Origin of the sequence: Streptomyces lomondensis, from assembly GCF_014651035.1 — a bacterium.
In the GTDB taxonomy this organism is placed as follows: Bacteria; Actinomycetota; Actinomycetes; order Streptomycetales; family Streptomycetaceae; genus Streptomyces; species Streptomyces lomondensis.
In genome coordinates this window covers 266,426-290,191 of sequence record NZ_BMWC01000010.1, presented here as the reverse complement: position 1 = coordinate 290,191, position 23,766 = coordinate 266,426, and the positions used below count along the sequence as shown (strand labels likewise).

The 23,766-nt window shown below is 72.6% G+C and carries 17 protein-coding genes and 2 pseudogenes; 5 read left to right on the top strand and 14 right to left on the bottom strand.

The window, feature by feature from the left end:
- Positions 1-26 precede the first annotated feature (26 nt).
- Complete coding sequence (locus tag IE255_RS29880) at positions 27-2,864, top strand: glycoside hydrolase family 3 C-terminal domain-containing protein (protein WP_190053497.1); 2,838 nt, start codon at positions 27-29, stop codon at positions 2,862-2,864.
- A gap of 97 nt (positions 2,865-2,961) precedes the next feature.
- Here IE255_RS29880 and IE255_RS29875 read toward each other — a convergent pair whose 3' ends face one another.
- The 3 genes from IE255_RS29875 to IE255_RS29865 all read right to left on the bottom strand — a co-directional run bounded on the left by IE255_RS29875 (position 2,962) and on the right by IE255_RS29865 (position 8,452).
- Positions 2,962-4,407 carry an aldehyde dehydrogenase family protein gene (locus IE255_RS29875; RefSeq protein ID WP_190053496.1) on the bottom strand — a complete coding sequence of 482 codons (1,446 nt, stop codon included), beginning with the start codon at positions 4,405-4,407 and terminating at the stop codon, positions 2,962-2,964.
- 122 nt (positions 4,408-4,529) lie between these two features.
- Complete coding sequence (locus tag IE255_RS29870) at positions 4,530-6,203, bottom strand: PucR family transcriptional regulator (protein WP_190053495.1); 1,674 nt, start codon at positions 6,201-6,203, stop codon at positions 4,530-4,532.
- Between the two features lie 119 nt (positions 6,204-6,322).
- Positions 6,323-8,452 (bottom strand): ATP-binding protein, encoded by a 2,130-nt coding sequence (locus tag IE255_RS29865; protein WP_190053494.1) that lies wholly within the window; start codon positions 8,450-8,452, stop codon positions 6,323-6,325.
- A 252-nt stretch (positions 8,453-8,704) separates the two neighbouring features.
- Here IE255_RS29865 and gabT point away from each other — a divergent pair, with 252 nt between their 5' ends.
- On the top strand, positions 8,705-10,039 hold the full coding sequence (gabT, locus tag IE255_RS29860) for a 4-aminobutyrate--2-oxoglutarate transaminase (protein ID WP_190053493.1): 1,335 nt from the start codon (positions 8,705-8,707) through the stop codon (positions 10,037-10,039).
- 122 nt (positions 10,040-10,161) lie between these two features.
- Positions 10,162-10,385: pseudogene (locus IE255_RS39490) on the top strand (phosphatase PAP2 family protein); the annotation flags it as partial.
- Between the two features lie 39 nt (positions 10,386-10,424).
- Here IE255_RS39490 and IE255_RS29855 read toward each other — a convergent pair.
- Positions 10,425-11,013, bottom strand: a pseudogene (locus tag IE255_RS29855) (imine reductase family protein); the annotation flags it as partial.
- Positions 11,014-11,103: 90 nt separating this feature from the next.
- Positions 11,104-13,104, bottom strand: a complete 2,001-nt coding sequence (locus IE255_RS29850; protein ID WP_190053492.1) for an acyltransferase — start codon at positions 13,102-13,104, stop codon at positions 11,104-11,106.
- Between the two features lie 57 nt (positions 13,105-13,161).
- Between IE255_RS29850 and IE255_RS29845 the strand changes: the two genes are divergently transcribed.
- On the top strand, positions 13,162-13,839 hold the full coding sequence (locus IE255_RS29845; protein ID WP_190053491.1) for a phosphatase PAP2 family protein: 678 nt from the start codon (positions 13,162-13,164) through the stop codon (positions 13,837-13,839).
- Between the two features lie 3 nt (positions 13,840-13,842).
- On the opposite strand, the gene IE255_RS29840 is transcribed toward IE255_RS29845, so the two are convergent.
- From IE255_RS29840 to IE255_RS29810, 7 genes are all read right to left on the bottom strand, one after another.
- Positions 13,843-14,298: a hypothetical protein gene (locus tag IE255_RS29840; RefSeq protein ID WP_190053490.1), complete on the bottom strand. Its 456-nt coding sequence runs from the start codon at positions 14,296-14,298 to the stop codon at positions 13,843-13,845.
- Between the two features lie 150 nt (positions 14,299-14,448).
- Positions 14,449-15,876: an NAD(P)/FAD-dependent oxidoreductase gene (locus tag IE255_RS29835; RefSeq protein WP_190053489.1), complete on the bottom strand. Its 1,428-nt coding sequence runs from the start codon at positions 15,874-15,876 to the stop codon at positions 14,449-14,451.
- A gap of 18 nt (positions 15,877-15,894) precedes the next feature.
- Complete coding sequence (locus IE255_RS29830) at positions 15,895-16,695, bottom strand: ABC transporter permease (protein WP_190053488.1); 801 nt, start codon at positions 16,693-16,695, stop codon at positions 15,895-15,897.
- Complete coding sequence (locus tag IE255_RS29825) at positions 16,695-17,624, bottom strand: ABC transporter permease (protein WP_190053487.1); 930 nt, start codon at positions 17,622-17,624, stop codon at positions 16,695-16,697. Before IE255_RS29825 ends, IE255_RS29830 begins: the two co-directional genes overlap by 1 nt.
- A complete protein-coding gene (locus IE255_RS29820; protein WP_190053486.1) occupies positions 17,624-18,778 on the bottom strand; it encodes an ABC transporter ATP-binding protein in 1,155 nt (384 codons plus the stop codon). The genes IE255_RS29825 and IE255_RS29820 overlap by 1 nt, the downstream gene beginning before the upstream one ends.
- Positions 18,775-20,022 carry a polyamine ABC transporter substrate-binding protein gene (locus tag IE255_RS29815; RefSeq protein WP_190053485.1) on the bottom strand — a complete coding sequence of 416 codons (1,248 nt, stop codon included), beginning with the start codon at positions 20,020-20,022 and terminating at the stop codon, positions 18,775-18,777. The genes IE255_RS29820 and IE255_RS29815 overlap by 4 nt, the downstream gene beginning before the upstream one ends.
- A 57-nt stretch (positions 20,023-20,079) precedes the next feature.
- The gene (locus IE255_RS29810; protein ID WP_190053484.1) at positions 20,080-21,615 is read right to left on the bottom strand and encodes a gamma-aminobutyraldehyde dehydrogenase; all 1,536 of its coding nucleotides are present in this window, start codon (positions 21,613-21,615) and stop codon (positions 20,080-20,082) included.
- Between the two features lie 201 nt (positions 21,616-21,816).
- Here IE255_RS29810 and ybiA point away from each other — a divergent pair, with 201 nt between their 5' ends.
- Positions 21,817-22,386, top strand: coding sequence for a riboflavin biosynthesis intermediates N-glycosidase (ybiA, locus tag IE255_RS29805; protein ID WP_190053483.1), 570 nt, complete (start codon positions 21,817-21,819; stop codon positions 22,384-22,386).
- Between the two features lie 44 nt (positions 22,387-22,430).
- Here the strand turns inward: ybiA and IE255_RS29800 are convergent, their stop codons facing one another.
- Both IE255_RS29800 and IE255_RS29795 read right to left on the bottom strand, forming a co-directional pair.
- Complete coding sequence (locus IE255_RS29800) at positions 22,431-22,895, bottom strand: DUF4190 domain-containing protein (RefSeq protein ID WP_190053482.1); 465 nt, start codon at positions 22,893-22,895, stop codon at positions 22,431-22,433.
- A gap of 69 nt (positions 22,896-22,964) precedes the next feature.
- A complete protein-coding gene (locus IE255_RS29795; protein ID WP_190053481.1) occupies positions 22,965-23,633 on the bottom strand; it encodes a DUF4190 domain-containing protein in 669 nt (222 codons plus the stop codon).
- Positions 23,634-23,766: the final 133 nt, after the last annotated feature.

Genomic DNA, 23,766 nt, shown 5'->3' with positions numbered 1-23,766 from the left:
CCGCTCCATTGCAAAGGGAATCCCACGTGACCGCACCCACGCCGCCCGTGCCGCCGTTCCGCGATCCGCGCCTGCCGTTCGCGAACCGCGTCGACGACCTCCTGTCGCGGCTCACGCTGGAGGAGAAGACCGCGTTCCTGCACCAGTTCGCGCCCGCCGTCGAACGGCTGGGCGTCGCCGCCTTCCGCACCGGCCAGGAGGCCCTGCACGGCGTGGCGTGGATGGGCCCGGCGACGGTGTTCCCGCAGGCGGTCGGCCTCGGCGCCACCTGGAACCCGGAGCTGGTGCGGCGCGTCGGCGACGCGGTGTCCAAGGAGGTCCGGGCGATGCGCGCCAAGGACGAGCGCGTCGGCCTCAACGTCTGGGCGCCGGTCGTCAACCTGCTGCGCCACCCGCTGTGGGGCCGCAACGAGGAGGGCTACTCGGAGGACCCCAAGCTCACCTCGGCGATCGCCACCGCCTACACGCACGGCCTGCGCGGCGACCACCCCACCTACTGGCGCACCGCGCCCGTGCTGAAGCACTGGCTCGCCCACAACAACGAGACGGACCGGGCCACGACGTCGAGCTCGGTGCGCCCGCGCGTGCTGCACGAGTACGACCTGCGGGCCTTCCGCGAGACCGTCGAGGCGGGCGCGGTGGCCGGCGTGATGCCGGCGTACAACCTGGTCAACGGCCGGCCCAACCACGTCTCCCCGTATCTGCGCGAGCACCTGCGGGCCTGGACCGAGGAGGATCTGCTGGTCTGCTCGGACGCGGGCGCGCCGAGCAACCTGGTCGACTCCGAGCACTACTACGACACCCACGAGGAGGCCACCGCCGCCTCCCTCGTCGCAGGGGTCGACAGCTTCACCGACCACGGCACGGACTCCGCGCAGATGATCGGGCGCCTGCGCGGCGCCCTGGAGCGCGGCCTGCTGACGGAGGCCGACGTCGACACGGCCGTCCGCCGCCAGCTCTCGGTCCGCTTCCGGCTCGGCGAGTTCGACCCGGAGTACGACCCGCACGACGCGACCAGCGAGTTCGACACCCCGGCGCACCGCGCCCTCGCGCAGGAGGCCGCCGAGCAGGCGATCGTGCTGCTGAAGAACGACGGCGTGCTGCCGCTCGCCCCCGACACCCGGATCGCGGTGGTCGGGCTGCTCGCCGACGAGTGCAAGCTCGACTGGTACAGCGGCACGCTCCTGCACCGCTCGACCCCGCTGGAGGGCCTGTACGAGCGGTTCGGCGCGGAGCGGGTGGAGTTCGCCGAGGGCGTGGACCGGGTCCGGCTGAGGACCTCGGCGGGCGCGTTCCTGCACGTGCCGGCGGCCGAGGACGCCGACGACGCGGTGCGCGGCGCCGAGGGCGCGCTCGACCCGGCGCTGCTCGCGGGCCGCACCGACCTGCCCGCGCTCACCACCGACGCGACCGGCACCGAACTGGCCCTGGCCGACTGGGGCGAGGGCGTCCTCACCCTGCGCGCGCCCGACGGCCGCTACCTCTCGGTCGCCGACGACGGCTACGTCCGCGCCTCCGCCGACCAGCCGGGCGGCTGGGTCGTCCAGGAGACGTTCAGCCTGGAACCGCACGGGAACGGGCACCTCCTGAAGCATCTGGGGACGGGTCGCCATGTCTGTGTCTCCGCCGACGGCCTGAAGGTTGCCGACGAAGATCCCGAGGTCTTCGAACTGGTCGTCACCGAGCGGGGCGAGGAGGCGGTGGCGCGTGCCGCCGCGGCGGCCGACGTGGTCGTGGTGGTCGCGGGCAACGACCCGCACATCAACGGCCGCGAGACCGAGGACCGCACGACCCTGCGCCTGCCCGGGCAGCAGGAGCGGCTGCTGCGGGCGGCAAGGGCGGCGAACCCGGCCACCGTGCTCGCGCTGGTCTCCGCCTACCCGTACGCCGTCGACCCGTCCGATCTCCCCGCCGTACTGTGGACCGCGCACGGCGGCCAGGCGGCCGGCACCGCCCTGGCCCGCGTGCTGGCCGGCGACGTCTCCCCCGCCGGCCGCCTCCCGCAGACCTGGTACGCCGACGACGCCGACCTGCCCGGCCTCCTCGACTACGACGTGATCGGCAGCCGCCAGACGTACCTCTACTTCGAGGGCACGCCCCTGTTCCCCTTCGGACACGGCCTGTCGTACGCGTCCTTCTCCTACGGCGACCTGACGGCCAGCGTCGAGGACGGGGCGGTGCGTGTCGCCTTCTCCGTCACCAACACCGGTGAGGTCACGGCCGACGAGGTCGCCCAGCTGTACACGAGGGCCGTCGCCCCGTCCGTGCCGCGTCCGCGCCGCGAGCTGCTGGACCACCGCCGCGTCACCCTCGCCCCTGGCGCGACGGCCGAGTTGAGCTTCGACGTCCCGCTGTCCGCCTTCGCGTTCTGGGATGTCGCCCAGGACCGGTGGCGCGTGGAGCCCGGGGCCTACGAGCTGCTGGCCGGAGCGTCCAGCGAGGACGTCCGGCTGCGGACGACCGTCACGCTCGACGGCGAGCCGGCCGGGCCGCGCCCGGTCCTGGCGCACGGTCTGGCCGCGGCCGGCTTCGACGAGCAGCGCGGCATCGACATCGTGGACCGGACGAAGGTGTCGGGCGACGCGGTGACGCCGGCGGACGCGGCTTCCGGCGAACTGGTCTACGGCGCCTGCGACTTCGGGCGCGGCATCTCCGGGGTGACGGTGGAGGTGGCGGGCGAGGGCACGGTCGAGCTGTCCCTCGACGGCGGCCCGGCGCTCGCGGTGCTGTCGACGGCCGCACCGACATCAGGCCCGTACGACTACGTCTCCCTCGGCGCGTCCGTCGCCGCCGCGGGCGTCCACGACGTGCACCTCAGGCTGCGCGGCCCGCTGCGGCTCGCGCACGTCGGCTTCTCCGGTTGAGGGTCCGGAGCAGGCCGGCGTAGAGAAGGGGCCCGGCACCGGAAGGCATCGGTGCCGGGCCTCTTCGCAGAGCCTATATGAAAATGGTTCCCATAAGCTAGAGGGTGATTCCGGCCAGGACCATCACGCGCTCGTAGGTGTAGTCCTCCATCGCGAACCGCACGCCCTCGCGGCCCACGCCGGACTGCTTGACGCCGCCGTAGGGCATCTGGTCGGCGCGGTAGGACGGCACGTCGCCGATGACGACGCCGCCGACCTCCAGGGCGCGGTGGGCGCGGAAGGCGGTCTGAAGGTCGTGGGTGAACACGCCTGCCTGGAGGCCGTACTTGGAGTCGTTGACGGCGGCGAAGGCCGCGGCCTCGCCGTTCACCTTCTGCACGGTGAGGACCGGCCCGAAGACCTCCTCGCAGGAGAGCGTCACGTCGGCCGGGACCTCGGCCAGGACGGTCGGCGCGTAGGAGGCGCCGTCGCGCTTGCCGCCGGTGAGCAGCCGGGCACCGGCGTCCACGGCCTCCTGGACCCAGGCCTCGACGCGCTTGGCGGCGTCCTCGCTGACCAGCGGGCCGACGTCGGTGGCGTCGTCGCTCGGGTCGCCGGTGACCTGGGCCTCGACGGCGGCGACGATGCGCGGCAGCAGCCGGTCGTACACCGAGGCGTCGGCGATGACCCGCTGGACGGAGATGCAGGACTGGCCGCCCTGGTAGTTGGAGAAGGTGGCGATGCGGTTCGCCGCCCGGTCCAGGTCCTCGTCGCTCGCCCAGTCGGCGAGGACGACGGCCGCGCCGTTGCCGCCCAGCTCCAGGGTGCAGTGCTTGCGCGGCACCGAGTCCATGATCGCGTAACCGACCTTCTCGGAGCCGGTGAACGAGATGACGGGCAGGCGCTCGTCCTGCACGAGGGCGGGCATCTTGTCGTTGGCGACCGGCAGGATGCTCCAGGAGCCCTCGGGCAGCTCGGTCTCGGCGAGCAGGTCGCCGATGATCAGGCCGGACAGCGGGGTCGCCGGGGCCGGCTTCAGGATGATCGGGGCGCCGGCGGCGATGGCCGGTGCGACCTTGTGGGCGCAGAGGTTCAGCGGGAAGTTGAAGGGCGCGATGCCGAGCACGACGCCCTTCGGGAAGCGGCGGGTGAGGGCGAGCCGGCCCTGGCCGCCGAGGTCCGTGTCGAGCCGCTGGGCCTCGCCGCCGTTGAACCGCCGGGCCTCCTCGGCCGCGAACCGGAACACCGAGACGGCCCGGCCGACCTCGCCCCGCGCCCACTTCATGGGCTTGCCGTTCTCGGCGGAGATCAGCCGCGCGATCTCCTCGGTGCGCTCGGCGAGGCGCTTGCTGACGTGGTCGAGGGCGGCGGCGCGCACGTGCGCCGGAGTCGCGGCGAACTCGTCCCGCACGGCGTACGCGGCGGCCACGGCCTCCTCGACCTGCGCGTCCGTCGGCACGCTGACCTGGCCGACGAGCCGCCCGTCCCACGGGGAGGTGACGTCGAAGGTGTCCTCGCCGGTGGCCTGGCGGCCGGCGAGCCAGAAGGCGTGGGTGGAAGTCATGTGTGTTCCGGCCCTTCGGCGTTGGGGGTGATCCTGTGCTGCGGGACCAACGGTAGGCGCGGGGTGGCCGAAGGGTGCTTGTCCGGGGTGTAGCAGTGGCGGCCGGGGGCACTACGTTTTGGCTAGTCGGTGTTGGTCGCCTTCAGGGCCAGCCAGAGCTCCATCCGCGCGTCCGGGTCGTCCAGGGAGCGGCCGAGGATCTCCTCGACGCGGCGCATGCGGTAGCGCAGGGTGTGGCGGTGGACGCCGAGGTCGGCCGCCGCCGCGTCCCACTGGCCGTGCTTGGACAGCCAGGCGCGCAGGGAGGCGACGAGGTCGCCGCGGCCCGTGGCGTCGTGCTCGTACAGCGGCCGCAGCATGCCGTCGGCGAACGCCCGGACCGCGTCGTCCGCCAGCAGCGGCAGGACCGAACCGGCCGCCATCTGCTCGTGCTCGACGAGGATCCGCCCGCGCCGCCGCGCCACCGACAGCGCCTGCTCGGCCTGCTTGTACGCGGCGGAGGCGGCGATCGGCCCGGCGGGCGCCGACAGGCCCACGACCAGTTCGCCCTCCTCGCCGCCCGGCGCCTTCTCGCGCGCCCCGGCCCGGGCCGTCTCCAGGGCGGCCGCGTACTCCCCGCAGGCCGCCGCCGCGGCACCGCCGTCCGCGGCCAGCACCACCAGCCGCTCCCCCTCCGGCACGACGAGGACGGCCTCGCCGGCCCGGGCCGCGGCGGACTCCATGACGTCGGCCAGCGCCGCGAGGGGGTCGCCGCCCGTGTCGGCCGCGGCGAGCGCGGCGGCCGAGGGCCGGTCCGCGGCCCGGGCGGGCGCCCCGGCCTCGGCACGGGCCAGGGCGGCCGACGCCGACACCGGCACCCGCTCCGCGACCAGCATCCGGAACGGCGCGTCCAGCAGCCCGCCGTACAGATCCCCGGCGACGGCCCGCGCGTGGTCCGGCTCCCCGGCCAGGAGCATGCGCAGCACCGCCGTGCCGACGCGCTGCTCGGCCGCCTGGAGGGACCGGGAGCGTTCCGTGGTCAGGGTCAGCAGCGCGATCGCGGAGTGGACGGCGTAGCGCTCGGCCGTGCCGAGGGCGGCGGCGGTCCCGACGGCGAGGGCCGCCCGGGGGCGCCGGCCGGTGCCGATGGTGTGCAGCTCGACCCGGTCCTCGTTGTCCGGCCCGCCGACCACCGACGAGGCGGGTGCGGGCCGCTCCCGCAGCCGCTGGACGTCGCCGGTGAGCCGCGCGGCCCGCCGCCCGGCCCACTCCGGTGCCGCGGCGACGACGGCGCCCGAGGCGTCGTACAGCGCCGCCCAGCCGTCGACCTGCGAGGCGAGCGCGGCCAGCAGCCCTTCCGGACCGCCGGTCTGGGCCTGCCGGGTCAGCTCGCGCTGGGCGGCGAACCCGGCCGTGACGGCCCGGTACTGGTCGGCGGCGATCGCGGCGGAGACGGCCTTGCTGATGGCGAGGAACGGGGTCCGGCGCGGCACCTCCAGCAGCGGCAGGCCCTCCTCCTCGGCCGCGTCGACGAGCGCCTTGGGGATCTCCTCGTAGTTGACGCCGACGGCGAAGCCGAGCCCGACCACTCCGGCCGCGACCAGCCGCCGCACGTAGCGGCGCATGGCCTCCGGGTCCTCGGCGTCCAGCTTGAGGGCGGTGATCAGCAGCAGTTCCCCGCCCTCCATGTAGGGCACGGGGTCGGCGAGCTCGCTGACGTGCGCCCAGCGGACCGGCACGTCGAGGCGGTCTTCGCCCGCCCGCACGGTCAGTTTCAGCGCGGAGTGGTGGACGAGCGAGGCGAGCGTCGGGGGCATGAGGCCTTCTGCGTCAGGGCTGTGTGATCTTTGTGGTCTTTTGGCCGCCGCGTATGAACGACCTGTGACGATTCTGCCTCACCGTACGGTCCCCGCGTACCCGCACCGGCGGGAAGCCGTCAGCCCCGGAGATCCACCAGCAGCGGCGGCGCGTGCTCGCCCTTCACATCGGTCAGCGACAGCACCGCGTGCCCCGCCGGTACGCCGTGCGCCAGCTCGGAGGCGGACCAGCGCTCCCGCTCGACCTGCCGTACGGTCACCGCCCGCGCGGTCGGGGCCTTGCCGGTGATCACCCGCCGCACCGCGTGCAGCGCCTTGCCCGCCGGGGTCTCGGCGATGATCTGCCGGTCGGTGACGTCCCGGGCCTCGGTCCACTCCTTGCCCCACACCTCGGCGAAATCCTGCCCGTCCCAGGGCGTGACCCCCGACAGCGCCATCCGGCACCCGGTGGCCCCGAGCAGCGGCCCGCGCAGGGGCCGGGCGACGTCGTCCAGGGTGCGCAGGGTCAGCACGACGCCGGCGTTGCCGGACCGCAGCCGCTGGATGCCGCGCACGGACTCGGGCGTCACCACACCGGTCGCGTCGTCGAGCACCAGGCAGGCGAACAGCGACCGGTCCTCCCGTACGGCGACACTCGCCGTGAACTGGGCGAGCACCAGCCGCGCCAGCATCCGGGAGGCGTCGGCGTGCCCGCGCTCGGGCAGGTCGATGCGCACCCGGACGGGGTGGTCGAGGGCCTTGAGCGTGAACGGCCGCGACTGCCCGGAGGTGTCGAAGAACCCGGCGAACGCGGGCCGGTCGAGCAGCGCCACGCGGTCGGCGAGCACCCCGCCGACATCGCCGGGCTGCCCCATCTGCCGCTCCCGGGCGTCGAGTTCCCGCAGCAGCGAGTCCTGCCCGGCGTCCTGCAGCCCCTGCCGCAGCGTGGCGAACGGCCCCGGCGCACCGTCCAGCAGCTGGCGCAGCTCCGGTACGGAGGGGAAACGCCCGTGCACGGCCCGGAACGGCCCGAGCAGCTGCGCGAGGACGGTGGTGGACCGCCGGCTGTCACTGCCCGGATGCGGGTCGGCGAGATCCCCGACCAGCGCCTCGGCGAGCACGGCCGCGGCCTCGTCCGGGTCGGCGGTCCCCCCGTACAGGTCGAGGTCGTACTCGGACTCCTGGTTCCCGATCCGTACGACGACGTCGTACGCGTCGGCCGGACCGAGCCCCGCCCCGGCCGCCCCGACCACGACCACGGCGGCCCGCCCGGCGAGAGCGTGCAGACACAGCGACTCGGCGAGCGGCCGGACGACGGTACCGGTCTTACCGGAGCCGGCGGGGCCGACGGCCACGAGCGAGGTGCCGAGCAGGTCGGGGCCGAGGGCCAGCCCCGCCCCGCGGTAGGCGTAGGGGTTGCGGGCGTCGTCCACGGTGGTCCCGAGCCGCACCTGTCCGGTGACCAGGTCGTGCCGGGCGAGCCGGGCGGGCAGATCGCGCTCCCCGGAGGGGTGGAGGCAGGCGGCGGCGCCGTCCTTGAGCACGGCACCGCTGAAGGTGGCCAGGCTGTGCCGTCCGGTGCGCACGCCCTGCCAGGCGCGCAGGATCCGGGCGTGGTCGACGTCCCGCATGAGCCCGGCGCGGGCCTCGGCGGCGAGCCGCTCGGCGGCGTCGACGGCCCCGGCCGCACGGAGTTCGTTCCACTGGGCCGGGTCCTCCTGGGGCGCCGGATGCGCCGTCTGCGGCTCGGGCCGGCGGAAGCGGGGGACGACGAAGCGGCGCCACACCTCGCCCCAGCGGCCGAGCCGCGCAACGCCGACCATGATCGCCAGGGCGACGAGCAGCTCGTACCCCCGGTACACCAGGAACGTGCCGGTCTCGCCGAGATCGCTGTCGGCGCCGCGCCAGGCGTCGGGAACGATCAGGTCGAACGGCACCCACCACCAGTTGCCGAGGTACCCGTTCTGGAGCAGCGACCAGATCAGCCAGCCTACGAGGAAGGCGATCAGCGCCCCGCTCAGCAGCTGCCGGGTGGGGACCTGCTCGGGCTCCTCCGCGGGCCGCGGCCGGTGCCCGAACCGCCACACGCCCGGCGCCGCGTCGGGGCGTGGCGCGCGCAGCCAGGCGAGGAAGGCCGACCCGTCCGGCGGCGGCGTCGCCGGTGCCTGGGGCGGCCGGGGAGGCATCGCGGGCACCTCCGGCGGCCCCGCCGGACGCGGCACGGGATGCGCGTGCGTACCCCGGGCCTCCTGCGTCCCGTCGCTGTCCATCGCCCTTGCCCCCTGACCAGCCGCTCCGTCCACCATCAGCGAGCCAATCTAACGCCCTCCCCTGGGGAGTTCACCGCTTACACGGCCGGGTCGTGGGCACCGGTCCCGGAGAGTGCCATGTCCACCCCGGACAACGCGCCCCGCCGACAACGCCCACATGGAGCATGCCCACCCCCCTCACCCCGCCCTAGCCTGCGAGAAAAGAAGCCACGTGTCCGTGTCTCCCCATCCGCACCACCCCAGGAGCCTCGCATGACCGCACTTCCGCAGGAGCGTCGCGTCGTCACCGCCATCCCCGGACCGAAGTCGCAGGAGCTTCAGGCCCGCCGCACCGCCGCGGTCGCGCAGGGTGTGGGCTCCGTGCTGCCCGTGTTCACGGCACGCGCGGGCGGCGGGATCATCGAGGACGTCGACGGGAACCGGCTCATCGACTTCGGGTCGGGCATCGCCGTGACGTCCGTCGGCGCCTCCGCCGAGGCCGTCGTACGGCGGGCGACCGCGCAGCTCGCCGACTTCACCCACACCTGCTTCATGGTCACGCCCTACGAGGGGTACGTCGAGGTCGCCGAGGCGCTCGCCGAGCTGACCCCGGGTGACCACGCCAAGAAGAGCGCCCTGTTCAACTCGGGCGCCGAGGCCGTCGAGAACGCCGTCAAGATCGCCCGTGCGTACACCAAGCGCCAGGCGGTCGTCGTCTTCGACCACGGCTACCACGGCCGGACCAACCTGACGATGGCGCTGACCTCGAAGAACATGCCGTACAAGCATGGCTTCGGGCCGTTCGCGCCCGAGGTGTACCGGGTGCCGGTCGCCTACGGCTACCGCTGGCCGACCGGTCCGGAGAACGCCGGCCCCGAGGCCGCCGCGCAGGCCATCGACCAGATCAGCAAGCAGGTCGGCGCCGAGAACGTGGCCGCGATCATCATCGAGCCGGTGCTCGGCGAGGGCGGCTTCATCGAGCCGGCCAAGGGCTTCCTGCCGGCGATCCGGAAGTTCGCCTCCGACCACGGCATCGTGTTCGTCGCCGACGAGATCCAGTCGGGCTTCTGCCGCACGGGCCAGTGGTTCGCGTGTGAGGACGAGGGGATCGTCCCGGACCTGATCACGACGGCGAAGGGCATCGCCGGCGGGCTGCCGCTCGCCGCCGTCACCGGTCGCGCCGAGATCATGGACGCCGCGCACGCCGGCGGCCTGGGCGGCACCTACGGCGGCAACCCGGTCGCCTGCGCCGGTGCGCTCGGCTCGATCGAGACGATGAAGGAGCTCGACCTCAACGCCCGGGCGAAGACCATCGAGGCCGTGATGAAGGCGCGCCTGTCCGCCATGCAGGAGAAGTTCGACATCATCGGCGATGTCCGCGGACGCGGCGCGATGATCGCCATCGAGCTGGTCAAGGACCGCGCCACCAAGGAGCCGAATCCGGAGGCGACCGCCGCACTTGCCAAGGCCTGTCACGCCGAGGGGCTGCTGGTCCTGACCTGTGGCACCTACGGCAACGTGCTCCGCTTCCTGCCGCCGCTGGTGATCGGCGAGGACCTGCTGAACGAGGGCCTCGACATCATCGAGCAGGCGTTCTCCCACATCTGAGCCGGTCCCGTTCCGCTACCGGGGCGGCGAGCGGCAGAGCGTGTGAAGAAGGTGTGCGAGGTGGATGACAGCGGGCCCTGCGGCCTGTCCTCCGCCGAGCCCCTGTCGTAGGTTCTACCCAGATGAGAGATACACCCCGCCCACAGGGGACTGTGGGTGACATCAGGCCGGGGCCTCCCCAGCTTCGACCTGGTCGTGCCCTCGCGCACACAACCGGAGCCTGAGGCTCTGGATCTCCTCACCGATCGGACAGTCGCCCGCCCCAAACCCCCCGGGGCGGCGACGTTCCGGTCCGGACGGCCGCCCCGGAACCACCCCCCCTGTTCCGGGGCGGCCGACCTCCCTCTACGCCCCCTTCCTGAGCAGCTCGGTCAGTGCCGAGATGCTGTGCTCCCCGGTCGTCGTCATGGGCCGCGCCCGCGAGGAAGAGGTTCACCGAACTCGCGGCGTCGTTGTAGTCACCGCTGTCGATCTCCGCGGCGTAGACCGGCAGCAGCCCTTTGATCATGTCCAGCCACTTGCCGGCGAACCGCACCATCGAGTCGGCCGGCAGTCCGCGCGCCTGGAGGGCGGCGGCGCCCTGGAAGAACCCGACGAGCGCGGGCAGCAGCATCGCGCCCACCGCCATCTCGTACAGCGCGGCGAGATCGGGCTCGTCCCCGAGATGGACGGTGTCGCCTCCCAGCACCCGCCGGCGAGCAGGCGGGCGCCGGCCGGGGAGCCGCTGTTCAGGGTGACGAGGGCCCGGCCCCGTAACGCCCCGGCGGCCGGTTCCAGTGCCGCGCGGGTGTCCTCGAAGGTGGTCAGGCAGATGACGACCAGCCCGCTCGCCGCGACCGCGTCCGCGACCGACCCGGCGTGCACGGCTCCTTCTCCACCAGCGGCGCGGCCCGGCCCGGGGTGCGGTTCCAGACGATTGTCGGGTGTCCCGCCGCCAGGAACGCCGTTTTGTTCGTGTGGAGGGCCGGATGAATTCGGTCATTCCCTCAATGCCGCGTTGGCGCCGCTCGGGGAATGGGGCGAGGAGAATCTGGAGCGGATCGAGGCCATTCCGTGAGTCGGCGTCAGGACGGTTTTCCGGCGGGTGGTGCCGGTTCCGGGCGGTGGATGCCGCGGGGGCGGTAGCCCAGGACGTCGGCGAGGCCCAGTACGTCCGCGAGCAGCCAGATGATGGCGAGCCACATCTCCGTGCCCTGGAGGCCGGGTTCGCGGCCCGGGCCGGTGCCGTCGGGGGTGGGGCCGAAGGCGAAGCCCCGGCCCGGGTGCCAGCGGCCCAGGGCGGCGGTGAGCTGGGTCGCCGCCCAGGCTCGGGTCTCTTCGAAACGGTGGGTGGTCTGCCGGGCGCAGAGCCACAGGGGGTGGATCACGTCCAGGACGTTGCAGGCGTTCTCGCGGCCCGGGGCGAAGTGGCGGGGGTCGCGCGCGTGGTCCAGGACCGTGTCGATCACGCGCTCCGCGTACGGCACGGGCAGGGCGAACTGGGCGAAGGAACCCCGGGTGAGCCGGTAGTAGCCGTTGACCATCTGAAGGCGTCCGCCCTCGGGGGTGGGTGAGCCCCACATGCCGGTCCAGGGGTCGGCGTGGGTGTGCAGCCAGCCGAACAGCGCCTCCAGCGCCCCGGGCGCGGCCGCTTCGACGCCGAGGCGCAGGTTCCAGTGCGCGGCGGTGGCCCAGGAGTCGACCCAGGCCCCGGCGTGCCAGGCGCGGTCGCGCCAGGGCAGTGCGGCCAGGTGCCGGACCAGCCGGTCGGCTGTCGTGGTCCGCACCGTGTGGACCGGGTGGGCGAAGGAACTCCCGAGCAGGTCCAGCGCGTAGCCCACGCACAGCACGTGATAGGCCGCGGCACCGTCGTCGTCCGGGAGCCCGGCGGGGCCGGGGAGCGGCGGGGCCGCGCCGTACTCCGGGACGAGACCGGTGGCCGGGTCCTGGAGGCCGCGCAGTCGTGCCACGTGTGCGGCGGCGGGCAGGCCGGGCGGTACGTCCCCGAGCAGGAGGTCGGCGATCTCGACGGCGTCGCAGTGGGCCCGCACGGTCGGCCGGGCGCCGGACCGGTCGACGTAGCGGCCGGTGTCGGGGCACCGGCAGCGGTCGAGCAGGTCGGGTGCCTGCGCCCGGGCGGTCTCGGCGAACGCGGCGAGCTGCGCGGCGAGGGCCGGGGCGCCGGCGAGGGTCGGGGCGCCAGCGGGGGACGGTGCCGGGGCGCCGGTCTGGGACGGTGCCGGTGCGCGCGGGGCGTGGCGGAGCGGGGCGGCCGGTGGCTGGTCCGGGTGGTCGCACGGGCCGCCATGGCCCTGGCCGAGCGCGGGGGCGGGGCGCTGGGGTCCACCGGTCGGTGCAGCCCGGTCACCAGGCGGGGGCCCACCGGCCGGTGCGGCCCCGTCACCAGGCCCCGAGGCCCCACCGCCCTCCGACGCCACGCCGCCCCCCGTCCCCTCCGGCTCACGACGCTCCCGCTCAAGCCCCTCCGCGTCGCCCCGGCCCGGGGCGCCCGGCTCCCGGCGGTCCCGGATGTGCCGTGCCGGATTCCCCGCTGCCACCGTCCAGGCCGGCAGGTCCTTCGTCACCACCGCGCCCGCCCCGATGACGCAGTGGTCCCCGATGGTGACGCCGTCGACGACGACCACGTGGGAGCCGATCCACACGTCGTCGCCCACCGTGATCCCGCGGCTGGTGACCGGCTGTTGATGGACCGGCAGGTCGGGTGCGAAGCCGTGGTTGAAGCCGAGGAGCGAGGTGTGGGCGCCGATACGCACCCCGTTCCCCAGGGTGACGGTGCCGCGCACCACCGTGAAGGGGTTGATCGTGCAGTCGGCGCCGGTGCGTATGACGCCGGTGACGTAGGCGTGGGCCGCGATGTAGGAGCGGTCGCCCAGGTGCAGGACGTCCGGGTGCACGGCGGCCGTCTCCGCGACGAAGCAGTCCGCACCGAGCCGCACCGAACCCGGCGTCGCCAGCAGCCGCTTCTGGCGCTGCTGCTGTGCCGCCCGCTGCCCGTCCGACGCCTGCTCGGCGAAGAGCCACGGGCAGTGGTCGAAGAGGCTGTCGTCGTTCGCCGGGTGGTTCACGTGTTCCTCCGCAGGGGGCCGCGAGTGGGCGTCTGTGCTCGTGCCAAGCTGTGCCCCATGCCGATCCCCGCGAACCAGGAGCGCACCACGTCCCCCGCGCGGGGCGGGAGAACACGCCCCGGCACCCTGGCCCTCCTGCTCGGCCTTCCCGTCCTGCTCTTCGCCCTGATCACCTGGCAGGTCGTCGCCGACGGCCCGCTCGTCGGGCTGGACGAGCGCGTCAGCCGCGGCCTCGTCGACCCGGACCGCGCTTCCGAACTCCTCGCCGACCTGGGCAACGTCCAGGTCGCGGTCCCGGTCCTGGCCGTCGCCCTCGGGTACGTCGCCGTACGGACCCGCCGTACGGACCGCTGGTGGCTGCCGGTCGCCGCCGCTGCTCTCCTCATGGCCCTGGTGCCGGCGCTGGTCGTCCCGCTCAAGGAACTCACGGACCGCCCGGGCACCCCGGCCGTCCCGCCCGGCACCGGCTACTACCCCTCCGGCCACACCGCCACGGCCGCCGTCGCCTACGGCTGCGCGACCCTGCTCCTGCTCCCGCTGCTGCGCACGCCCCTCGCCCGCCGCGCCCTGGTCGCCGTCTGCGCCGTCCTGGTCCTCGGCGTCGGCTACGGCCTGGTCCGCCGTGGCTACCACTGGCCGCTGGACGTGGTGGCCAGTTGGTGTCTGTGCGCGGTGCTGCTGTCGTCGCTGTGGCTGTTCCTCCGGCGGACGCGACCGCCCCAGCAACCCCGGTAGGGCCTAATCGTCGGGCTCCGTGGCCAGCCCCGCCGCCGCCTCGTGCATCGCCAGTTCCAGCAGCGCCGGGTCCGTCAGCAGGCCCGAGCCGTCCGGGGGCACCAGCCAGCGGACGCCGCCGGGTGAGGAGCGGCCCGGGTACGGCACGACGATCCAGGTGCCGGCGCCCGCCGTGCGGATGCCCGTGCCGAGCCAGCGGGCCACGGTGCCCGGCGGCACGAAGAACCCCATGCGCGCGTCGCCGAAGTCGACGAGCACGGGGCCCGGCCGGTCAAGGACGCGGCTGAGCACGTCGAGCGTGGCGTAGCCGAGTTCACCGGGCAGGATGAGCACGTCCCAGGCGCTGCCGGCCGGCAGCAGCGCGACCCCGAGCGGGTTGCGCTCCCATTCCCAGCGGCAGGCCTCGGGGTCGGGTGCGACGGATGCGAGCCACTCGACCGCCGTCTTCGGACCGGTCATCGGGAAGACCCCTTCTCTCTCGTGAATCTCGTGAACCTCGCGGACGCGCGGCGCGTCCCGAGGGCGTCACGAGGGAGAAGAGGGTCTCCTCGCTGTCATTACGCGGGTTCCGGCTCCTCGTTGGAGTGAACCGGCTCACACCCCGCCGGTTCAGCTGTCGAAGCCGAGCCCCAGCCGGTCCATGGTCCGCAGCCACAGGTTGCGTCGGCCGCCGTGCGCGTCCGCCCTGGCCAGGGACCACTTGGTGAGCGCGATGCCCGTCCAGGCGAACGGCTCGGGCGGGAACGGCAGCGGCTTCTTGCGGACCATCTCCAGCTCGGTCCGCTCGGTGCGCTCCCCCGCCAGCAGGTCCAGCATCACCTCGGCGCCGAACCGGGTGGCGCCGACGCCGAGGCCGGTGTACCCGGCCGCGTAGGCCACCTTGCCCTGGTGGGCGGTGCCGAAGAACGCCGAGAAGCGGGAGCAGGTGTCGATCGCGCCGCCCCAGGCGTGGGTGAAGCGGACGCCCTCCAGCTGCGGGAAGCAGGTGAAGAAGTGCCCGGCGAGCTTGGCGTAGGTCTCGGGGCGGTCGTCGTACTCGGCGCGGACGCGCCCGCCGTAGGGGTAGACCGCGTCGTAGCCGCCCCAGAGGATCCGGTTGTCGGCGGACAGGCGGAAGTAGTGGAACTGGTTGGCGCTGTCGCCGAGGCCCTGGCGGTTCTTCCAGCCGATCGACGCCAGCCGGTCGGCGGTGAGCGGCTCGGTCATGAGGGCGTAGTCGTAGACCGGGACGGTGTAGGAGCGGACGCGTCTGACCAGGTTCGGGAAGATGTTGGTGCCGAGGGCGACCTGTCGGGCGCGGACCCGGCCGTAGGGGGTGCGGACGGCCATACCGGGGCCGTACGGCTTCAGCGTGAGCGCGGGGGTGTGCTCGTAGACGCGGACTCCCAGCTTCACGCACGCCTGCTTCAGGCCCCAGGCCAGTTTCGCCGGGTGCAGCATCGCCACGCCCCTGCGGTCCCACAGGCCCGCCTGGAAGGTCGGTGAGTTCACCTGTTCCCGTACGGCTTCGGTGTCCAGGTACTCGACACCGTCGGCGAGGCCCCGGCGGGACGTCTCCTCGTACCAGTCGCGCAGTTCCCACGCCTGGTACGGCTCGGTGGCGACGTCGATCTCGCCGGTGCGTTCGAAGTCGCAGTCGATGGAGTGCCGGGCGACCGCCGCCTCGATCTCGTCGAGGTTGCGGGTGCCCAGCTCCTGGAGCGTGTGGATCTCGTCCGGCCAGCGGGCGAGGCCGTTGGGCAGGCCGTGGGTGAGGGAGGCGGCGCAGAATCCGCCGTTGCGGCCCGAGGCGGCCCAGCCCACCTCGCGGCCCTCCACCAGCACCACGTCCCGCCGCGGGTCGCGTTCCTTGGCGACCAGCGCCGTCCACAGTCCGCTGTAGCCGCCGCCGACGACCAGCAGATCGCAGGTCTCGGAGGTGGTGAGGGCGGGTTCGGGACGGGGCCGGCCGGGGTCGTCCAGCCAGTACGGGACCGGCTGGGCGTCGGAGAGCGAACGAATCCATTTGTACCGCTGATTCATGGCGCTCGGGGCCATGATTTCAACTCCCTACGGTTATGCCTTTTGTCTGTTGCGGCGATGACCGACAGCCATGGAGGCCAGCACGAACAGTACGGCGACGACGAACATGGCCGTGCCGATGACATTGATCTGAACGGGCGTTCCGCGCTGCGCCGAGCCCCAGACGAACATGGGGAAGGTGAGGGTCGAGCCGGCGTTGAAATTGGTGATGATGAAGTCGTCGAAGGAGAGGGCGAAGGCGAGCAGCGCGCCGGCCGCTATTCCGGGGGCGGCTATCGGCAGGGTGACCCGGACGAAGGTCTGGAACGGCCCGGCGTACAGGTCCCGCGCCGCCTCCTCCAGTTTTGGGTCCATCGACATCACGCGTGCTTTGACGGCCGTGACCACGAAACTCAGGCAGAACATGATGTGCGCGATGAGGATCGTCCAGAAGCCGAGCTGCGCGCCCATGTTGAGGAACAGGGTGAGCAGCGAGGCGGCCATGACGACCTCGGGCATCGCCATCGGCAGGAAGATCAGCGAGTTCACGGCGCCGCGGGCGCGGAACCGGTAGCGGACCAGGGCGAAGGCGATCAGCGTGCCGAGGAGGGTGGCGCCGAGGGTCGCCCAGAACGCGATCTGGAGGCTGACCGACAGCGAGCCGCACAGGTCGGAGACGCCGCACGGGTCCTTCCATGCGTCCAGGGAGAACTGCTGCCATTCATAGTTGAAGCGCCCCTTCGGTTTGTTGAAGGAGAACACCGTCACGATGATGTTCGGCAGCAGCAGATAGGCGAGCGTCAGCAGTCCCGCGATGACGACGAGGTTTCTCTTGAGCCAGTTGACGAAGGGCATCAGACCAGATCCTCCGTCCCGGACCTGCGGATGTAGAGGGTGACCATGAGGAGAATGGCCGCCATGAGAATGAAGGAGAGTGCCGCGGCGGTCGGATAGTCGAGCACTCTGAGGAATTGCGTCTGGATGACGTTTCCGACCATGCGGGTGTCGGTGGAGCCGAGCAGGTCGGCGTTGACGTAGTCGCCGGCCGCCGGGATGAAGGTCAGCAGCGTGCCGGAGACGACACCCGGCATGGAGAGCGGGAAGGTGACCTTGCGGAAGGTCGTCCAGGGCCGTGCGTACAGGTCGCCGGCGGCCTCGTGAAGCCGGCCGTCGATGCGCTCCAGCGAGGTGTAGAGCGGCAGGATCATGAACGGCAGGAAGTTGTAGGTCAGGCCGCAGATGACCGCCAGCGGGGTGGCCAGCACGCGGTCGCCGGCGGTCAGGCCCAGCCAGCTGGTCACGTCCAGGACGTGCAGCGTGTTGAGCGCGCCGACGAGCGGGCCGCCGTCCGCGAGGATCGTCTTCCAGGCCAGGGTGCGGATCAGGAAGCTGGTGAAGAACGGCGCGATCACCAGGATCATGATCAGGTTCCGCCAGCGGCCCGCCCGGAAGGCGATCAGATAGGCGAGCGGGTAGCCCAGCAGCAGGCAGAGGATGGTCGCCGTGCCCGCGTAGAGCACCGAGCGGACGAACTGCGGCCAGTACGCGGACAGCGCGTCCCAGTACGTGGCGAAGTGCCAGGTGACCTTGTAGCCCTCCTCCAGGGAGCCCGTCTGCACGGACGTGGAGGCCTGGTAGACCATCGGCAGCGCGAAGAAGACCAGCAGCCAGAGGATGCCCGGGAGCAGCAGCCAATACGGCGTCCAGCGGCCCCGGCGCTTCGGGGGCTTCGGCCCGGGTGCTTCCGGTGCGAGCGGCGGTGGCGCCTCGGTGAGTGTCGACATCAGGCCGCCTCTTCCACTCCGGCATCCGCGTCCTGCGTGGCGTCCAGGCCGAAGGTGTGGGCCGGGTTCCAGTGCAGGACGACCTCGGCGCCGGGCACCAGGCGCGGGTCGCGGTCGAGGTTCTGGGCGTAGACCTCGAAGTCGGCGCAGACCGGGCTGTCGACGACGTACTGCGTGGAGACGCCGATGAAGCTGGAGTCCGCGATCCGGCCCGTGATGCGGTTACGGCCCTCCGGTATCTCGCCGGCGTCGTCGGCATGGGTGAGGGAGATCTTCTCCGGGCGGACGCCGACCAGCACCTTGCCGCCGGTCGTCGTGGGCGCCCCGCACCGCGCCTCGGGCAGGAGGAGCTTGCCGCCGCCCGCCTTCAGCACGATGTCGTCGCCGCTCTTGGAGTCGACCTCGGCCTCGATGAAGTTGGAGGTGCCGAGGAAGTTCGCGACGAACGTGGTGCGCGGGTTCTCGTAGAGGTCGGCCGGTGTGCCGAGCTGCTCGACGCGGCCCGCGTTCATCACGGCGACCGTGTCGGCCATGGTCATGGCCTCCTCCTGGTCGTGCGTGACGTGGATGAAGGTGATGCCGACCTCGGTCTGGATGCGCTTGAGCTCCAGCTGCATCTGGCGGCGCAGCTTCAGGTCGAGGGCGCCGAGCGGCTCGTCGAGCAGGAGCACCTTGGGGTGGTTGATCAGCGCGCGGGCCACGGCGACGCGCTGCTGCTGGCCACCCGACAGCTGGTGCGGCTTCTTGCGGGCCTGCTCGCCGAGCTGGACCAGGTCGAGCATCTCCTCGACCTGCTTCTTCACCGACTTCCATCCGCGCCGGCGCAGGCCGAAGGCGACGTTCTCGAAGATGTCGAGGTGCGGGAAGAGCGCGTACGACTGGAAGACCGTGTTCACCGGCCGCTTGTACGGCGGGAGGGCGGTCACGTCCTGGTCGCCCAGGAAGACGGTGCCGGAGGAAGGTTCCTCCAGGCCGGCGATCATGCGCAGGGTGGTGGTCTTGCCGCAGCCGGAGGCGCCGAGCAGGGCGAAGAAGGAGCCCTGCGGCACGGTCAGGTCGAGCGGGTGGACGGCGGTGAAGGCGCCGTAGGTCTTGGATATGCCCGTGAGGCGGACGTCGCCGGTGGGGTCCGTCTGGTTCGTCATGGTGGTCACGCCCCCGTCAGCTTCGCGAACTTCGCTTCGAACTCGGTCTCTTCCTTCGAGCTCAGCGAGCGGAAGGCGTGCGACTTGGCGGCCATGGCCTTGTCGGGGATGATCAGCGGGTTGTTCGCCGCGTCCTCGTCGATCTTCTCCAGCTCGGCCTTCACGCCGTCGACGGGGCACACGTAGTTGATGTACGCGGCGAGTTCGGCGGCCGGCTTCGGCTCGTAGTAGAAGTCGATGAGCCGCTCGGCGTTCGTCTTGTGCCGGGCCTTGTTGGGGATCAGCAGGTTGTCGGTCGACGTCATGTAGCCGCTGTCCGGGATGAGGAAGTCGATGTCGGGGCTGTCCGCCTTGAGCTGGACGACGTCCCCGGCCCAGGCGACGCAGGCCGCGAAGTCGCCGCTGGTCAGGTCGGAGGTGTAGTCGTTGCCGGTGAAGCGGCGGATCTGGCCCTTGTCGACGGCCTTCTGGAGGCGGGCGACGGCCGCGTCGTAGTCGTCGGCGGTGAACTTCGCCGGGTCCTTGCCCATGTCGAGCAGGGTCATCCCGATGCTGTCGCGCATCTCCGACAGGAAACCGACCCGCCCCTTGAGCCTGGGGTTGTCGAGCAGGTCGGATATCGACTTCACCTCGACGCCGTCGAGCGCCTTCTTGTTGTAGGCGATGACGGTGGATATGCCCTGCCAGACGTACGAGTAGGCGCGGCCCGGGTCCCAGTCGGGGCTGCGGAACTGGGCCGACAGATTGGCGTAGGCGTGCGGCAGGTTGGCCGGGTCGAGCTTCTGCACCCAGCCCAGGCGGATCAGGCGGCCGGCCAGCCAGTCGGTGAGGACGATCAGGTCGCGGCCGGTGTCCTGGCCAGCGGCGAGCTGCGGCTTGATCTTGCCGAAGAACTCGTTGTTGTCGTTGATGTCCTCGGTGTACTTGACCTTGACGCCGGTGCGTCGGGTGAACTGCTCCAGCGTCGGGTGGTGCTTGCCGCTGTCGTCGACGTCCATGTACTCGGTCCAGTTGGAGAAGGTGACGGTCTTCTCCTTCGCCGAGAGGTCGTCCGCGGAGACCCCGCCCCGCGTCTTGCCGGCCGCGGGGATGCCGCAGGCGCTCAGCGTCCCGAGTCCGCCGGCCGCGAGCGCACCGCCCGCGGAGGCGCGCAGCAGGGACCGCCGGGTGAGCGCGGCCCTGCCGTTCCTGAAGCTGCGCCGCACGGCGGCCACTTGGGCCGGGGACAGGCGGTCGGGCTCGTACTGCTCCATGCGCGTGGTTGCCCTTTCGGAGGGTGGGCGGCCGTTGGTCAGGCGGCCTGCGTACGACTATCGGTCCCCGAAGACGGTGCGGTGCCAGTCCTTGGCGGCCACCGCGGTGTTGTCGAACATGACGTGCTTGATCTGGGTGTACTCCTCGAACGAGTACGCGGACATGTCCTTGCCGTAGCCGGACGATTTGTAGCCGCCGTGCGGCATCTCGCTGATGATCGGGATGTGGTCGTTGACCCACACGCAGCCGGCCTTGATCTCGCGTGTGGCCCGGTTGGCCCGGTACACGTCCCGGCTCCAGGCGGAGGCGGCGAGGCCGTAGGGGGTGTCGTTGGCGAGTGCGATGCCCTCGTCGTCGGTGTCGAACGGCAGCACGACCAGGACCGGGCCGAAGATCTCGGACTGGACGATCTCGCTGTCCTGCGGGGCGCCGGCGATGAGCGTGGGCCGGTAGTAGGCGCCCTTGGCGAGCTCCCCCTCGGGTACGACACCGCCGGTCACCACGCGCGCGTAGGCCCGCGCCCGGTCCACGAAACCGGCGACCCGGTCGCGGTGGACGTGCGAGATCAGCGGGCCGAGGTCGGTGCCGGGGGCGAAGGGGTCGCCGAGCCGGACGGTCTCCATGAGGGCGGCGGTCCGTGCCACGAAGGCGTCGTACAGCGGCCGCTGCACGTACGCGCGCGTGGCGGCCGTGCAGTCCTGCCCGGTGTTGATGAGCGCGCCCGCCACCGCGCCGTGGGCGGCGGCCTCCAGGTCGGCGTCGTCGAAGACCACGAAGGGCGCCTTGCCGCCCAGCTCCAGATGGAGGCGCTTGACGGTGGCGGTGGCGACCTCGGCGACGCGCCTGCCGACGGCGGTGGAGCCGGTGAAGGAGGTCATGGCCACGTCCGGGTGGCCGACGAGGTGCTCACCGGCCTCCCTGCCGGTGCCGGTGACGATGTTGACGACGCCGTCCGGGATCCCGGCGTCCGAGGCCGCCTGGGCGAAGAGCAGCGAGGTCAGCGGGGTGAGCTCGGCGGGCTTCAGGACGATGGTGTTGCCCGCGGCGATCGCCGGGAGGATCTTCCAGGCGGCCATCTGGAGGGGGTAGTTCCAAGGCGCGATCGACCCGACGACCCCGATGGGCTCGCGCCGGACGTACGAGGTGTGGTCGCCGGAGTACTCACCGGCGGACTGCCCCTGGAGGTGCCGGGCGGCACCGGCGAAGAAGGCGGTGTTGTCGATCGTCCCCGGGACGTCGAACTCCCGGCTCAGCTTCAGCGGCTTGCCGCACTGGAGCGACTCGGCGCGGGCGAGGTCCTCGGCGCGGTCGGCGAGGACCGCGGCGAACCGGTGCAGGGCGTCGGACCGCTCGCCGGGAGTGGCTCCCGCCCAGTCCGGGAAGGCCGCGCGGGCGGCGGCGACGGCCCGGTCGACGTCGGCCGCGCCCGCCAGCTCGTAACGGAGGACCTCCGCACCCGACGCCGGGTCGACGACCGCGTGCGTACGGCCCGAGGTGCCGCTGGTCAGACGGCCCGCGATGTACTGCGCGCCCTCCTCGAAGCGCGCCTCGGCCGGGAATCGGTCCGGGGTGGCGGTGCCCGGGTTGTGCATGTCGCTCTCCTCCGTGTCCCCGCGAGGGGGGCCGGCGTGGCTCAGGCTCGATTTGAGTGCCGATCCTGACAGAGGGATGGCACTCCAACAAGGGATTCCGTTGTTGATTTTTGGTTACGCGACGGAATCTGTCGACCAGGTGGCGAGTCCGCCGGGAAAAGGCAGGACGCTGTGTCAGTGGTGCGTGCCAGACTCGCGGGCATGGAGGAGATCACGGGGGCGCCCGCTTCCCGGGACGCCCTGGTCAGGGCGGTCCGCGCGGGGGCGAGGATCAAGTATCTGCACTTCTGGGGGCACCGCCCGCGGCCGGACGGCCGGATCGGGGCGAGCTGTCTGAGCCAGTGGTGGCCGGCGCCGTTCACGGTGGACGGCGTGGCGTACGCGACGGCCGAGCACTGGATGATGGCGGCCAAGGCCCGGCTCTTCGAGGACGCGGCGGCGGAGCGTGCCGTGCTGGCCGCGGCGCATCCGGCCGAGGCGAAGAAGGCCGGGCGGCTGGTGCGCGGTTTCGACGAGGCGATATGGGAGCGGGAGCGGTTCCGGATCGTCGTGGAGGGATCCGTCCACAAGTTCGGAGCCCACCCCACGCTGCGGGCGTACTTGCTGGGCACGGGTGATCGGGTGCTGGTCGAGGCGAGTCCCGTGGACCGCGTGTGGGGCATCGGGCTGGCCGCGGACGACGCGGCTGCCTCGGATCCGGAGCGGTGGCGGGGGCCGAATCTGCTGGGGTTCGCGCTGATGGCGGCGCGGGAGCGGCTGCGCACGGCATGAGCGGAGGGGCCGGCCCCGGGACCGGCCCCCCTGTGCGGCGTCGTTCAGGAAGCCGCGCCGAGTCCGCCCATGACGCTGGCGAAGAGCAGGAAGCCCAGCAGCGGCAGGATCACGGTGGCGATGATGCCGCAGACCAGGCCGGCGGTCGCCGCGCCCTTGTTGGTGGCCTCACCGCGGGTGGCCCTGCCGCGGCCGATGGCGCCGAAGATGATCGCGAGGATGCCGAGGATCACGCCGAAGAACCACAGCAGGAAGGTCACGCTGCACACCACGCCGATGATGCCCAGCACCAGTCCCGTGGTTCCCATGCCGTTGTTCGGCTGGGCCGGCATCCCGTAGCCGGGGGCCTGCGGGTAGCCCGCGGGCGGTGCGGCCGGGTAGCCGGGGCCGCCCTGGGGGTAGCCGTAGCCCGGGCCGGACTGCTGCGGGTAGCCGTAGCCGGGGGCCGGCTGCTGCGGGGGCTGGGACGGCGGACCGAACCCACCGGGCGCGGGATTGGTGTTGGACATGGACGATCTCCCCTCCGTTGTCAGACCAGGGAATCGTAGTGGCCGAGTCCGCCGTGGCGTACGGCTGTTTCAGCGGAGGGACGGGGCGGTGGCCGCGGGGGCGTGGGCGCCGTAGTACGGGTCGTCGTAGGGCTCGTCGCTGTTGATGGCGGCCGTGATGCCAACGGCGATCAGGACGATCACGGCGATGCCGAGGATGATCCCGATGATGCCCATGATCAGACCCGCCTGGGCCTGGCCGTGGTTGGTGGCCACGCCGGCCTCGGCCCGCTTGCGGCCCTTGATGCCGAAGACGACGGCGAGGATGCCGGTGACCAGGGAGACCACGCCGTACAGGCAGAACAGGGTGCAGGAGACGATGCCGAGCACCATCGCCGCTATGCCCATGCCGTTCTGGGGGGTCGGCGGCATGCCGGGCCAGCCGTAGCCGGCGCCGGCCTGGGGGTAACCGGCCCCGGCCTGGGGGTAACCGGCCCCGGCCTGGGGGTAACCGGGGTAGCCGTAGCCGCCGGGGGCGACGGGCGGGGGCGGGACCGCCCCGGCGCCGGTGTGGTCGAACTGCGGCGTGCCGGTGGGCGGGGTGAAGCCCGCGCTCGGCATCGAGGTGACCGTGGCCTGGTCGTGCACGGAGGGCGGCCCCTGCGTGGGCTGTTGGTCCTTGTCGAGCGACGGCTTGTTCTCCGGGGGCGCCCACGGGTCGTGGCCGCCGCCTGAGCCGGGCTGCGTCGGGTCCGTCATCTGTGCATCCCCCCTGGGTCGATCGTCCCGCCATGCTACGGGGCGCTTCGGTGCGTGCCACAGTGCGGGTGCGTGGGGGCGCTGGTCGCGTGGTTCCCCGCGCCCCTGGGGGCGCTGCACCACCGCCTAGGAT